Here is a 14,133-nt window from a genome sequence, read left to right as displayed (position 1 = left end):
CACTAAAGAGGAGTAGATCATGGATACGAATTTAAGGGAAATTATTGCCCAAATTGATGCCTATTCGGCTGAAAAGACACTACCAACGGCTAAAACGACGGCCTTGTTCCACAGTTTACTGAGTGATGCCGTAGCTAAAGCGACCAGTGCTGAAGCCGATGGGACATTCTTTGTTAAGACTGGTGATATTCCGGCGATGTGGTTGCGGGATGCGACGTTCCAAGTTTTACCATATATCAAATTAATGAAAGCGGTTCCTGAATTGAAAAACATTCTGATAGGGGTGTTGCGGCGTGAATTGCGTTATGTGCAACATGATCCGTATGCCAATGCTTTTAATCAAACCGCTTCAGGGGCACATTGGAGTGATGACGATTCTGACATTCCAGTTTCTGATTTGGTTTGGGAACGCAAATTTGAAATTGATTCGTTATGTGCGCCATTATTTCTGGCATTGAAATTATATAAAAATACTGACAATCATGACTTCCTGGACGATGAATTTTGGCAGACTTTGTCAGTAACGATGACGGTCTTAGAAACTGAGCAACACCATGATCAATCTTCTTACTATTTTAAGCGCGTCGATTGTCCAGCTAATGATACCTTGACCAATGATGGTAAAGGAACTCCAGTTGGTTATACAGGGATGGTTTGGGATGGCTTTAGGCCCAGTGATAATGCCTGTGAGTACGGTTATCATGTGCCATCCAATATGTTCTTGGTAGCTGTTCTGTCACAAATAACGCCACTGATTCCAACCGAATTTTCGGCATTGAAGGTGCGTGTCCAGAAGTTAGTCAAGGCGATTAAACAAGGAATTACGCATTATGCCATGGTGACACTCCCAACAGGTCAAGTAGGTTATGCCTACGAAGTTGATGGGCTTGGTCATCAGAAACTAATGGATGATGCTAATGTGCCGAGTTTATTGGCCTTACCGTTTATTGGCTACACATCAATTGATGATTCAATCTATCAAAATACTAGAGAGTTTATTCTAAGTAAACAAAATCCTTATTATTATGAAGGAAAAATTTTAGCCGGAATTGGTAGCAACCACACGCCAGAAGCCTATGTTTGGCCAATTAGTTTAGCAATGGAAGGTCTCACGTCAACTGATCCAGCCGTGAAAGTTGCGCAACTTGAAAAAATCGCTGCGACTGATAATGAGACTGATCAATGTCATGAGAGTGTGAGTGTTGATGATGTTAGTCAATATACTCGCGATTGGTTCTCGTGGGCAAATATGACGTATTGTGAGTTAGCACTGGATGTATTAGGCGTTTAAAAGGATGATCTGAAATCTGAACATAGCAAACAAGTGTCCTATTTCTTGTATTTTACTAATACGGAAATAGGGCACTTATTCATTTTTAACGATTAATGAATTTGAATTTGCTTGATGGTTGAACGAAGTTGAGAGACTTAAATGGATTTGATCGTTTGGGTGGCAGTGTGATATCACGTCCAACGGTCATAAAGTGCATTGAAGAAATTATTTGTTCAATCAACAGGAGAATTTGCTTTCTTTTGTAAAATGGTGTTTGGGTCTTGACCAATACCTTAAATAAGATTGGGTACAAATCAAGAATCCCATGCAAATTTCTGCTTTCAAGGGAAATCTGTATGAGAGTCTATTTTTTTACTTTTATGAATAGTTTGGAATGAATATGGATATCAATTTTAATTTTTCAAAAATTGCCAGTAGTACTTTGTAGCAATATATAAGAAAAATAGGGTTAAAAATCATAAGTTCAAATTTGCACAAGTGAGTGTGCAAGTTTAGCTCTTTTGAATTATACAGCGCTTTCATATAATAGTGATTGTAGGAGGTATTAGTCATGACGATACATTTTACGGATAATGAAATGAAACTCCTAAAGATATTAATTGAGGCCGATGGTTATCAAAGTATCAATGCAATTGTAAGAAAGATGGGTTTTTCAAAAAGATCTGTTTATTCATTTATTTCGAATATTAGTAACAAGTGTTTAGAACAACATATTGAGCCACCAAGAAATGTTTATAGGCAAGGCTATTTCTTACCAGACGGTACCAAACGACAATTGGAAGGTCTCAAATTACTCGGTGAGAATACAGCATTTCATATTGGTAAATTATCTAGTCAAGAACGGCAGGTATTTGACTTGTTATTACTTTTTCTGGGTGATCAAGTTACAACGCCAATGTTGGTTGAATGGGAGAATGTCAGTAAAAATACAATCTTAAACGATCTGTCACAACTGAAGACTGATTTGAAGCCATATAAAATCAAAGTTGTTGCTAATCAGACTGGTCATCAGTTGATTGGATCAGAATTACTGATTAGAAATTATATGCAGGTTAAGTTACGTGAGCATCATCATCTACTTAGTGTTTTTCTAAATAAAGCCAAAACAATTCCTGCTCTTTCAGAATTAATAAGTCTGAGTCTTATGCTTAATGATTGGATACAAACCGTTGAAAAAGGTACTAATAAAACATATTCAGATGATATGGTTTTATTTCTTGAAAGCTATTATTCGCTAGTATTACATCGAATGATGAACAATCGTATTTTAAAATTCAAAACATTTTTGATGAACGATGTTGATCGGAATGAGATGGAAAAAAGCAATGAATATAATCTGGCATATTCATTTATTATTCAATTTGGTAGTGAACTGGTTGAGTACACCGATGAATGCTATTACTTGGAAAGTCTTTTATTAGAAGGGCAATTGAATACCCAGGGACGTAATGATGTAAAAAAGGACATTGTTAAGGTATCAAATGCAATTGTTGAAAATTTTAAGCAAATTTCAGGTGTTGCTTTTAAAGATGAAAAACAATTAAGTCGTGAGTTATATATTCATTTACTTTCTACCTACTACCGGGTTAAGTATCATCATCAATATGTAGATGGGATGGTTGCCAAAATACGTGACGATTATCCAGATGTATATACTTATACAAAGATTTCAATTTATCCATTTGAAAAATTAAGTGAGGGAAAGCTTACTGAGAATGAGATTGCATTAATAGCAATTTATTTTGGCGCTCAAGTTGTCCGTGAAAGTCAAGAAAGTAAGTCTGCGCTAATTGTATGTTCAAGTGGTATCGGGACCTCGAGATTTTTGATGGCCCAGTTGAACAAAGCTTTTCCAGATTTGAAATTATCAGGCCCAATTTCAAAAAAACAATATCAGTCTATGGAAAAGATTAAAGATAGCATTGTCATCTCAACCATTCCATTAGGAAAATTGAATCGAGATGTTATTAAAGTTGATCCAATATTAGATGAAAACGGATTGAATTATTTACAAAAGCAATTATCTATTCATAATGTCGTTAATTCAAAAGGACAATTAAATCAGATTCATTCACTGCTAGATGTGATTGCAGATAATGCTGATATCAAGAATATTAGTGGTCTAATTGTTGGGTTAAAAGAGGTTCTAACCTTTTCAATTGATCCTAAGCCAAAATTTGAAAGGGGGTATCAACCAATGCTTAGTGAGTTGGTTAAACCCAATACGATAACTTTTGCTGATTCTAAGAACTTGTCTTGGGAAACAGCCATTAAATTAGCGGCAAAACCGTTATTAGAAAATAAAGATATTAAAGATTCATATGTAACTGCCATGATTGAAAGTGTTAAAGACAACGGTCCATATATTAATATTGGTAGCAAAGTTGCGCTGGCACATGCACGTCCAGAAACTGGTGTTAATCATTTAAGCATGTCGGTGTTAAAACTCAATAATTCAATAGACTTGGTTGACTCAAAGCATAAAATTCAATTGATATTTGTATTGGCGGCCGTTGATGCTACTGCACATTTGAAAGCGCTATCTGAGCTGGCAAGCTTACTTAGTAATAAGGTAACTTTACAACAATTATTTGAAACAGAAAATGGGCAAGAATTTATGGATGTAATTTTAAGGAGTGAAAAACATGAAATTAGCAGCGGTATGTAGTACAGGTTTAGGATCAAGTTTTATGGTTGAAATGAACATTACGGATATTTTAAAGGATATCGGCGTTAAAGATGTTGAGACCACTCATATGGATATGGGGAGTGCAAGCAAGGATATGGCAGATCATTTCTTTGTTGGTCGTGATTTAGCAGATGCGGCTCAAGACCGATTAGGAAAAGAAAACGTCACAGTATTGGATAGCATTATCGATAAAGATGAATTAAAAACGAAAGTTGAAAAATATTTGAAAGATAATGGCGAGCTCTAAGTCGATCGGAGGAATTTAAAATGGGTGCTACACTTGATTTAATTATTAGTATCGTTCGGACTCCAGCTATACTTGTTGCCTTAATTGCGGTCTTAGGATTAGTTTTACAAAAGAAAAATTTTTCTGATGTTATGACTGGTGGGATTAAAACCTTTATCGGTTTCTTGGTACTTTCTGGTGGTGCAGGGATTGTTTCTGGTTCACTGGCGCCAATGGGTAAGATGTTTATTCATGCTTTTAATGTTCAGGGTGTTATTCCGAATAATGAAGCAGTGGTTGCTGAGGTTTTAGTAACATATGGTAGTTCAACTGCTTTGATCATGTTGGTAAGTATGATTGTGAACGTTTTATTAGCAAGGTTTACTAACTTCAAATACATTTATTTATCAGGACATGTCATGTTATATATGTCTGCAATGTTGGCAGTGATTATGTCAGTTGCGGGTTTCTCTACTTGGCCATTGATTTTATTAGGTGGTTTAATTTTAGGAGTGGCAGACACGTTGATGCCGGCGCTACTTCAACCATTTATGCGTGAAGTAACTAAGACAGATAGTGTTGCCTTAGCTCATACGGGTGACTTTGGCTATTTTATTTCTGGTGTTGTTGCCAAGGCATTCGGTGACAAGTCTAAGTCTACCGAGGATCTAAACATTCCAAAAAGTGTTTCTTTCTTACGTGATTCTACGGTTTCCATTACGTTAACGATGGTTGTTATTTATGTTATTTTGGCAATCTTTGCTGGTCCAGCCTATGTTGGCAAAATGAGTGGTGATGTTAATTACATTGTTTTTGCAATTATCCAGGCTGGTACTTTTGCTGCCGGTGTTTATGTTATCTTGGCAGGTGTTCGGTTAATTCTTAACGAAATCATTCCTGCATTTAAAGGTATTTCAGAAAGCTTAGTTCCAAATGCTGTTCCTGCATTGGATTGCCCAATTATCTTCCCATACGCACCTAATGCCGTAATTGTTGGTTTCTTCTCAAGCTTTGTCGGTGGGGTGTTGAGTATGTTTGCCATGATCGGTTTGCATACTGTGATCGTTATTCCTGGGGTCGTTGCTCACTTTATGTGTGGTGCAACTTCTGGCGTAATTGGTAATGCTGTTGGTGGTCGTCGTGGTGCAATTATAGGTGCATTTGTACAAGGAATCTTTATCAGTTTCTTACCATTAGCCTTAATTCCAGTGCTTGGTAAAGTTGGCTTAGGCAATGCAATGTTCTCAGATTCGGACTTTGGGATTGTTGGTTCATATGTGGGCTGGCTTGGTCATGCCGGTGGTGTTGCAGCAATTGCAGCTGGTATTCTCATTGCTTTTGTACTATTTATCTTAGCATCTGTATTTGTTGGTCGTCGTTCAAGTCACAAAACTGCTACGACAGCAAAATAGGTTTGAAAGGGGAAAGTATTGATTATGAGTTTTAATGATAAAGACCAAGCTGCAGTAAATGCAATTCGTGCGCTTAGTATTGATATGATTCAACACGCGAATTCGGGACACCCGGGTTTTCCATTAGATGCCGCGCCGATGATGTATTTATTGTTTAAAAAGCATTTAAAAATCAATCCAAGTAATCCAACTTGGTTTAATCGTGATCGCTTTATTCTCTCACCTGGACACGGCTCTTCAATGCTTTATGCAACTTTGCATTTAGCTGGATACGATATTTCAATGGATGATCTAAAAAGATTTCGCACATTGGGAAGTATTACGCCCGGTCATCCAGAGATTGGGACGCCAGGTGTTGATGCTTCAACTGGTCCACTTGGGCAAGGATTAGGCATGGCAGTTGGTATGGCAATGGCGGAAAAGCACTTGGCTGCCTTGTACAACCGTAAAAGTTATCCAGTTATTGATAATAAAGTTTATGCGATTGTCAGTGATGGTGACTTGATGGAAGGAATCAGTCATGAGACAGCTAGTTTAGCAGGTCATTTAAAGTTAAATAATCTGGTTGTTCTATATGATTCTAACAATGTAACGCTTGATTCTAGCGCCGATAAGGAGTTAAGTGACAATGCCGGCGAACGTTTTGAAGCTGATGGATGGAACTACTTACGGGTTAACGATGGGAATGATTTAGCAAAGTTAGATGAAGCCTTACAAGTAGCAGACGATGAATCTAATCGACCAACATTAATTGAAGTTAAAACGATTCTTGGGTATGCTTCGCCACACGCAAACCAAAACAGTGTACATGGAAATCCGTTAACGGTTGACGAAATCAAACAAACTAAAGCGACATTAGGATGGCCTGATGCACCATTCATTGTACCATCGGAAGTATACGAAACATTCAAATCAGTCAATAATAACGGTATTGAGCAAGAGAATAAATGGCTGGACACTTTGAAAGCTTACACGAAAGTTTATCCAAAATTAGCTAAGAAACTTTTAGATAATTTTCATCATGATGCTAAGCTTACAGATCATGATTTGGCAATTGATATTACTGATAGCGAAGCAACCAGAGTGACGATGCATAAATTGTTGCAGGCCACTAAAGATAGTGAAATTGAGTTTTGGGGTGGTTCTGCCGATCTTTCGAGTTCTAATAAGACATACTTTGAAAATGATGCTGGTTATAGCGATACAACGCCTCAAAATCGGAATGTTTTTTATGGTGTGCGTGAGTTTGCGCAAGGTGCCGCAGTTAATGGCATCACATTGTACGGTGGGACACGCACATTTGGCAGTACATTCTTCGTATTTTCAGATTATATGCGGAATTCAATGCGCATGGCGGCGCTACAACAGATTCCAAGTTTGTTCCTGTTTAGCCATGATTCAATTGCATTAGGTCAAGATGGGCCAACTCACCAACCAATCGAACAACTAGATGGTTTACGAGCGATGCCTGGAATGTTGGTTTTTCGGCCAGGTGATGCATTAGAAACAATTGCTGCTTGGAAATGTGTAATGAATCAGACTAATTATCCAGCTACTTTTGCACTTTCACGTCAGAATCTACCAACGTTAACAGCGTATAAATCAGCAGTTGAGGCTGGTGTCAGCAAAGGTGCCTACACATTATCTGCCGGTCATGCTGCAGTCCCTGATGGTATTTTGATGGCAGCTGGATCAGAGGTGACATTAGCACTTTCGGCACAAGCGGAATTACGCAAACACGATGTTGATGTGTCTGTTGTTTCGATGCCTTGCTTTGAGTTGTTTGCAAAACAATCCGAAGAATATCGGGAAAGTGTGTTACCATCTAGTGTTAGAAACCGGGTATCAATTGAAATGGGATCTACACTTGCCTGGAGTCAATACACGGGATTGGATGGTATTAATATTGGAATCAATCATTTTGGTGCTAGTGGAGATGCTAATATTATGATGAAAGAATATGGATTTTCAACTGAAAATATTGTTAAGGCATATTTGGATAAATTTTAATTTGGTATATTAGGTTTAACGTTGGTTGTTAGAGAGTTTATTAAAGCCAAGGCAGTTAATACTCTGGAACAGGGCATCAGGATGTAATTTAAAAGTGAGTTTGTATGATGTGTTGATGTTTAAAATCTTGGTGATTATGAGCCTAAATTTTGAGTACTTAATCAGAGAACTATCTCTCTGGTTAGGTACTTTTTTAATTTTTTATACAAATCAATCAGCACCAACCCACATGTCATCGATTGATTCCTCGGCTAAACAATAAAATGTCACAGGATCAGTGACAAAGTGACCATTAACCTTGTAAGCGTTATCAAATATACTGAATTTGTAAATTAAATGAGGGAGCTGAATATCATGGCAATGTTTGAAACGAGTCATATGAATATGGCGTTAACTGGAACAAATCAAGATGAGGTTTTAGCAGAACTTGCAAAGTTAGCCAAGTCATTGGGCGTTGTTGAGAATGAAGCACAGTTGGTCACGGATTATCATGAACGGGAAAAAGAATCGACCACTGGTTTTGGGAATGGTGTTGCGATTCCTCATGCTAAATCTAACAATGTGAAAGTGGCAACGATTTTGTTTGGTCGTAGTGAGCATGAGATTGAATGGCAATCACTGGATGGCAAACCAGTAAATACTTTTATTAGTTTGTTGGTGCCAGCCAATGCTGGTGACGTGCACTTGAAGTTGTTAGCAAGTTTGAGTCGTAAGTTAGTTCATAAAGATTTTGTGGAAATTTTGAAGAATGGTGATCAAACCGCTGTCTTGGATGCGATTAATCAAGCGATTAGTTAAAAGGAGGGGATTATATGGCCGATTTAAAGATTGTTGCTGTGACTAATTGTCCAGCCGGCATTGCCCATACCTACATGGTTGCTGAAGCACTTGAAGAAAAGGCAAAATCATTAGGTTATGAGGTTCATGTTGAAACGCAAGGTGCTAGTGGGGTTGAAAATAAATTAACACCAGATCAAATTGCGGCGGCTGATTACGTTATCTTAGCCTTGGGCAAAGGGATGACCGATGAAGATAAACAGCGATTTAATGGCAAGAAGGTTGTGGAGTTACCTGTATCAGAAGCTTTAAAAGAAATTGATACAATTTTTGACGATATTGAAGATCGTGCAAAAGTTTTTGAAGTTTCTAAAGTGAAGCTAGGTAGTGAACAAGATGCTGTAACTGATGGTGTGATGAGCTACTTGATGGCTGGCGTTTCAGCGGCGCTACCATTTGTTATCGGTGGTGGTTTGCTAATTGCTATCGGCAGTATGATGGTCCAATTTGGGATGCCCAATACAGCATTAGCGAAAGGTGTTGAACCTTCGTTAGCGTGGGTGATCACTAGTATTGGTAATCTGGGATTCCAATTTATGATTCCAATCATGGGGGCTTACATCGCGTTTGCAATCGGTGATAAACCAGCCTTTGCACCAGCTTTCTTAGTCACTTACTTGGCGAATGATACTGATTTGCTTGGAACTCAATCTGGGGCCGGTTTCTTAGGCGCAATTGTGGTTGGTTTATCGATTGGGTACTTCGTTAAATACTTCAAGAAAGTTAAGCTGGGTAAAAATTTCCAGTCTATCTTAGGCTTCATGATTATTCCGTTTGTGACATTATTGGTCTTTGGACTATTAACCTATTATTTATTAGGACCATTTATGGGTTGGTTGATGAGCGTCTTACTGGCATTCTTGAAGAATATTCCAACTTCCATGAAACTCGGTGGTGGTTTCTTAGTTGGCTGTATGTTGGCTTTTGATATGGGTGGTCCCATCAACAAAACAGCCTGGTTCTTTAGCTTTTCACTATTGAGTTCCGGTGTTTACAATTGGTATGGAATTGTTGGGGTAGTTACTTTATTGCCACCAATGGCTGCGGCAATTGCGACTTGGATTCGTCCAAGCCTATTCTCAAAACAAGAACGTGCAGCAAGTTGGAGTTCGTTCTTAGTTGGGATGACTGTCGCGACTGAACCAGCTATTCCATATGCGTTAGCGGCGCCGTTACCAATGATTGCAGCTAACACACTAGCAGGTGGGATTACTGGTGCGATTACAATTATGTTGAACGTGCAACGGATGGCGCCCGGAATTGGGATCTTTGATCCGTTGATTGGCTTGGAAAAGCCATGGTATTGGTTCTATCTTTCATTGGCAATTGGTCTGTTTTTGAACGTATTCTTTATCATTACCTTCAAGTCTGCTTGGCTGAAGCGTCGCGAAAAGAAAGAACAGGAAAAGCTCGCACAGGTTGAAGATAAATAATCAATACATGCCGCTTAAAAAAATAACAACTAACAGGCATGTTTAACCGCATGTCTGTTTATTTATATCATTAGGGAGTATCAATCATGAAATATAATTTTGACCAGGTTATTAATCGTAAAGGGACGTACAGTACACAATGGGACTACATTCAGGACCGGTTTGGTCGATCCGACATTTTACCATTTTCTATTTCAGATACTGATTTTCCGGTGCCAGTTGGTGTTCAAGATGCCTTAAAAAAGCGTATTGAACATCCAATATACGGGTATACACGTTGGAATCATGATGACTATAAAAATAGTATTGTTAACTGGTTTCAGAGCCAGAATAACTATGAGCTGAATCCAGAATGGATTTTATATAGTCCGAGCGTTGTTTTTTCAATTGCGACGTTTATCCGTATGAAGTCAGAAATTGGCGATGGTGTCGCCGTTTTCACACCGATGTATGATGCTTTTTACCATGTGATTGAAGATAATCAGCGTCTATTATTGCCAATCAGGTTGGGTAGCGCACAACAAAATTATCAAATTGATTGGGATTCACTTGAAACAGTGTTGGCTCAAGACAATACGAAAATTATGTTGATCACCAATCCACATAATCCTACGGGCAAAGTATTTTCAGCTGATGAATTGCGACAAATTGTGAGCCTATGCCAACAATATCATGTATTTATCATATCTGATGATATTCATAAAGATATGGTATTCCCTAGTGCGGTGTACACGCCAATTACTGCGTATACGCAAAAGGAAGTTGTTTTATGTTGTTCAGCAACTAAGACTTTTAATACACCAGGATTGATTGGATCGTACTTGTTTGAACCAGATGAAACGTTACGAGAATCATTTCTACTTGAACTAAAACAAAAAAATGCGCTCTCATCCGCAAGTATTTTTGGGATTGAGTCACAAATCGCTGCCTATAACACGGGGGCTGACTATTTGTTACAATTAATTGGTTATCTTCAAAATAATTTTGACTTTTTAACTAATTTTGTCCAGACGCGATTGCCTGAAATTGAGTTTAAACAGCCACAAGCGACATACTTAGCTTGGATGGATGTTTCCAAATTAGGGTTAACCTCTGCAGAATTACAAGATAAGCTAATTAATCGTGGTCGAGTTGGAATAATGCCTGGCAAAACATACGGGGACAGTCATTATTTGCGGATGAACATCGCTTGTCCAATCTCGAAATTACAGGAGGGACTGAAAAGAATGGAGCAGGGTATCCGTTCGTAAAATATGCTGAATTCACGAGAATTAAGAATCATTTTACTGTTGCAGGAACATGACCTTTCCGGGGAAGAATTAGCAACTTTGCTAGCGACTTCTAGACGAACGGTGGTTCGCGATGTTGCACGTATTAATGCTATTCTGGCAGATGAAAAAGTTGGTTCAGTGGAGAGTATTAAAAAGTATCACTTGTTGATTTTGAATACTGCCAATTTCAATCAATTACTCATGCGGGTGAATAATGAAAGCAATCTGGTCTTATTTTATCTGTTAACGCAGCCAAATATCAGCATGGCCGAATTGGGGGAGAAGACGTTTTTATCACGGCAAAACATTTTAAATAGTATTGAAAAGATTAATAGACAATTTAAAAACGTTTTGACAATCAATCTGCGTCCAAGAATTGGAATCGCCATTGAAATCGCACATATCTCTAGGATTGATGTGTTAGCCGCCTTAATTTTGGATAACCGACAATTGGTTGCAAATCAATTGAAGCAAAAGCAAATCAGTCCTGATATAAATACACCGGCAAAAATCATACGACAAGCAATGCCAGAACGCTTATTTGATTATTTGACTGAGAATCAATTGCAGGCACAGATATTGGCCTGCTGCCTTATTGCGACTCAAACTATCAGGGTATCAAATCAAAAGTTGCTTGATACGTTAATTCAACATGATGTCAGGCTTGAAGTGGCCAGTGTTTTAACTAATTTTTTTGAGACTAAAATTAGTTTGCTGAATAGTTTAACGATTCGACAGGTGCATAATGCCATAGAAGCGACAAAAACGCGCTATACCTTAGATACTCTAAATAATCATTTTGCGGAAGAGATTTTTAACCATCTTTGTCGCAGTTCAATGTTTCCGACTTTTGTGCCTGATTCGTTGTCAGAGCAAATCAGGTATCTTAAAATTCAGAATCCATTTGCGTTTGATTTTGCATTTGATTTAACTAAAATGCTACAAGCAGCATTTGAAAAAGTACAGATTGATGATGAATATATTGCATTGTATGTTTTACGTGCGATTGAAACGCCGATTGCTCGTGATGTACGAACTTTAATGTATGCAACTCGGCAATCGGTGGCCAATATCAACAAGATGATCATTAGTGAGCAGGTTCCTAATTTAGATATTGAAATGGTCTTCTCAAAGGAGCAATTGGAGACACAGTTGTCTTACATCGATTTTGATTTGATCATTGGTAATGGTTTGTATGCGAATGATTTGAAAATTCCAGTTCATTTTGACAGTACTTTTAATGGTGTAATCAGTCAAAATGAATTGAATCGATTAAAAAACCTCAGTAGTGAAAGTTACATCCAAGAAAATTTAACGAATTTTTTCCCGAAAAGCCACTTTGTCCGATTATCAGGTCGATATCATCATGCGAAGCATGTTTTGCGTGATGGGGCGGCCAAATTTAATGAAGCTGGATTATTGACGACTGATCAGGTTAAAGCGTTAATTGCTCGAGAGGATGCTGGCAATCAGTTAATTCTAAATCACATCTCGATACCGCATGCTTCTGCGGTATTGGTCGATTCATACGAGTTATTTGCAATTTCATTTGATGGTGAAATAAAAATTGGTGGGAAACCGATTTATCTCATGATTTTAGTGTTGGCCAATCAAGATCGCCAAGATAGTGGTCAGGTTTTTGGATATATTTATAATAAAATAAAGAATTTGAGTATTACCCAATTGGAGAAACTATTAGATTATCAACAAGTAATCGATCTATTGAGTGATATGTAAAAAAATGACCCAGCAATTCAGAAATGATTGCTGGGTTATTTTAATTGTCAACTTTTAGCTAGTGTGCCATTGTCACAAAAATTTGAATCAAAACCATTATTATTGCCAAGGCGTCGATGACCCAGCAACCCCAGATATAGTAATTTTCTAATGGCTTATAGGCTTGGTGTGTGATTTTCAAGTTCTTTTCATAGAGCCGATTAAAGTAAATAAATGCCCATGCTAAGAGCCATAGTGCGAAACAAAATAGGGGATAAATAAAAATATTGCTGCGAATTCCCCATGGGTCCAAGCTACTAATGGAGGTCGGCACAAAAATCTTGGTGGGTAATAGTGGATACGCGATCACTGCTAACAATAGTGGTAATAACGCGAGTCCAGTTTGTTTCCATAAATTATAATGGCGTAATTTCGGTTTAAAATTAGACAACTTGCCAACTTCCCTTCAGTAACCAGTGTAATGCTGCTGGTAATTGTTGATTCCATAATTGCCAATCGTGATGACCGGCTTGTTCTTGCCATGTAAAGTCGGTCCCAAATTTGGCTGCCAGTTGTGGCCGTAGTGCGTCATCCATTGACCGCAAAATATCCGCATCACCAGTTGTTGCTAAGACACGTAATCCAGGATCAACCGGCTGATAATGAGCTAATAAATAAGACAAACTAGCTGGTGAATTGGCCAAGTGTTGTGGGTCAAAAGCCAAATCAAAATCGGGCATAATCGCTGCCTGTTCCGTACAGAACCGCACTAGGTCGGCAACGGGTGAGAGTGATGCCACTGCCGAAAACTTGGCTGGTGCGCTTAATGCCCATCGCAAAGCTGCATAGCCACCCATCGAATTACCCATGACATAATTATGAGCACGATCGGTCGCTAACGGAAATACATACTGCATCCGTGCCGGTAATTCTTGGGTCAAAAAGTTCCAGTACTGTGGTCCGTGTACCATATTGGTATAGAAGCCCCGTTCAGTTTGTGGCATGACCACCGCTACCCGATATTGTGTAGCTAATAACTCGATATTAGTTCGCCGTAGCCAGGTTGTGGCGTCGCCCCCCAGGCCATGTAATAACCAAATTGTCGGCAATAGTTGTGGTCCCTGCGTGTACGCGGGTAAGACTTGTCCATCAGCTCCCAGTGGTTCTGGCAAGATCACGTTAACCGTCGCTTGTCGGCGTAGCACGTTAGAAAAAAAGTTATTACTATGAATCGACATCACACAA

11 protein-coding genes are annotated in these 14,133 nt (G+C 38.5%); 9 read left to right on the top strand and 2 right to left on the bottom strand.

Features of this window, described 5'->3' with window-relative positions; all coding sequences use genetic code 11:
* Positions 1 to 19: 19 nt before the first annotated feature.
* The 9 genes from RA086_RS13705 (at position 20) to RA086_RS13665 (ending at position 12,909) form a co-directional block, all read left to right on the top strand.
* Positions 20 to 1,291 (top strand): glycoside hydrolase family 125 protein, encoded by a 1,272-nt coding sequence (locus tag RA086_RS13705; protein WP_308704329.1) that lies wholly within the window; start codon positions 20 to 22, stop codon positions 1,289 to 1,291.
* A 553-nt stretch (positions 1,292 to 1,844) separates the two neighbouring features.
* On the top strand, positions 1,845 to 3,962 hold the full coding sequence (locus tag RA086_RS13700) for a BglG family transcription antiterminator (protein ID WP_308704328.1): 2,118 nt from the start codon (positions 1,845 to 1,847) through the stop codon (positions 3,960 to 3,962).
* Positions 3,940 to 4,230 (top strand): PTS sugar transporter subunit IIB, encoded by a 291-nt coding sequence (locus RA086_RS13695; protein ID WP_308704327.1) that lies wholly within the window; start codon positions 3,940 to 3,942, stop codon positions 4,228 to 4,230. The genes RA086_RS13700 and RA086_RS13695 overlap by 23 nt, the downstream gene beginning before the upstream one ends.
* A gap of 20 nt (positions 4,231 to 4,250) precedes the next feature.
* A complete protein-coding gene (locus tag RA086_RS13690) occupies positions 4,251 to 5,621 on the top strand; it encodes a PTS ascorbate transporter subunit IIC (protein WP_308704326.1) in 1,371 nt (456 codons plus the stop codon).
* 24 nt (positions 5,622 to 5,645) lie between these two features.
* Positions 5,646 to 7,631: a transketolase gene (gene tkt / locus RA086_RS13685; protein ID WP_308704325.1), complete on the top strand. Its 1,986-nt coding sequence runs from the start codon at positions 5,646 to 5,648 to the stop codon at positions 7,629 to 7,631.
* A 354-nt stretch (positions 7,632 to 7,985) separates the two neighbouring features.
* Positions 7,986 to 8,429, top strand: coding sequence for a PTS fructose transporter subunit IIA (locus RA086_RS13680; protein ID WP_308704324.1), 444 nt, complete (start codon positions 7,986 to 7,988; stop codon positions 8,427 to 8,429).
* Between the two features lie 14 nt (positions 8,430 to 8,443).
* Entirely contained in the window at positions 8,444 to 9,901 is a 1,458-nt protein-coding gene (locus RA086_RS13675) for a PTS fructose-like transporter subunit IIBC (RefSeq protein WP_308704323.1), read from the top strand.
* Positions 9,902 to 9,987: 86 nt separating this feature from the next.
* Positions 9,988 to 11,151: a MalY/PatB family protein gene (locus tag RA086_RS13670; protein WP_407659074.1), complete on the top strand. Its 1,164-nt coding sequence runs from the start codon at positions 9,988 to 9,990 to the stop codon at positions 11,149 to 11,151.
* A gap of 3 nt (positions 11,152 to 11,154) precedes the next feature.
* Entirely contained in the window at positions 11,155 to 12,909 is a 1,755-nt protein-coding gene (locus RA086_RS13665; protein WP_308704322.1) for a putative frv operon regulatory protein, read from the top strand.
* Between the two features lie 58 nt (positions 12,910 to 12,967).
* On the opposite strand, the gene RA086_RS13660 is transcribed toward RA086_RS13665, so the two are convergent.
* Both RA086_RS13660 and RA086_RS13655 read right to left on the bottom strand, forming a co-directional pair.
* A complete protein-coding gene (locus RA086_RS13660; RefSeq protein ID WP_308704321.1) occupies positions 12,968 to 13,339 on the bottom strand; it encodes a hypothetical protein in 372 nt (123 codons plus the stop codon).
* Complete coding sequence (locus RA086_RS13655; protein WP_308704320.1) at positions 13,332 to 14,126, bottom strand: alpha/beta hydrolase; 795 nt, start codon at positions 14,124 to 14,126, stop codon at positions 13,332 to 13,334. Before RA086_RS13655 ends, RA086_RS13660 begins: the two co-directional genes overlap by 8 nt.
* Positions 14,127 to 14,133: the final 7 nt, after the last annotated feature.

The sequence above is a fragment of the Lactiplantibacillus brownii genome, from assembly GCF_031085375.1.
In the GTDB taxonomy this organism is placed as follows: Bacteria; Bacillota; Bacilli; order Lactobacillales; family Lactobacillaceae; genus Lactiplantibacillus; species Lactiplantibacillus brownii.
Note: the sequence above shows the minus strand (reverse complement) of the source record. Positions and strands in the feature narration are given on the sequence as shown.

Excerpts from the sequence above, each read along its gene's own strand:
- RA086_RS13705 (WP_308704329.1), top strand. The coding sequence starts at position 20 with ATGGATACGAATTTAAGGGAAATTATTGCCCAAATTGATGCCTATTCG.
- RA086_RS13700 (WP_308704328.1), top strand. The coding sequence starts at position 1,845 with ATGACGATACATTTTACGGATAATGAAATGAAACTCCTAAAGATATTA.
- RA086_RS13695 (WP_308704327.1), top strand. The coding sequence starts at position 3,940 with ATGAAATTAGCAGCGGTATGTAGTACAGGTTTAGGATCAAGTTTTATG.
- RA086_RS13690 (WP_308704326.1), top strand. The coding sequence starts at position 4,251 with ATGGGTGCTACACTTGATTTAATTATTAGTATCGTTCGGACTCCAGCT.
- tkt (WP_308704325.1), top strand. The coding sequence starts at position 5,646 with ATGAGTTTTAATGATAAAGACCAAGCTGCAGTAAATGCAATTCGTGCG.
- RA086_RS13680 (WP_308704324.1), top strand. The coding sequence starts at position 7,986 with ATGGCAATGTTTGAAACGAGTCATATGAATATGGCGTTAACTGGAACA.
- RA086_RS13675 (WP_308704323.1), top strand. The coding sequence starts at position 8,444 with ATGGCCGATTTAAAGATTGTTGCTGTGACTAATTGTCCAGCCGGCATT.
- RA086_RS13670 (WP_407659074.1), top strand. The coding sequence starts at position 9,988 with ATGAAATATAATTTTGACCAGGTTATTAATCGTAAAGGGACGTACAGT.
- RA086_RS13665 (WP_308704322.1), top strand. The coding sequence starts at position 11,155 with ATGCTGAATTCACGAGAATTAAGAATCATTTTACTGTTGCAGGAACAT.
- RA086_RS13655 (WP_308704320.1), bottom strand. The coding sequence starts at position 14,126 with ATGTCGATTCATAGTAATAACTTTTTTTCTAACGTGCTACGCCGACAA.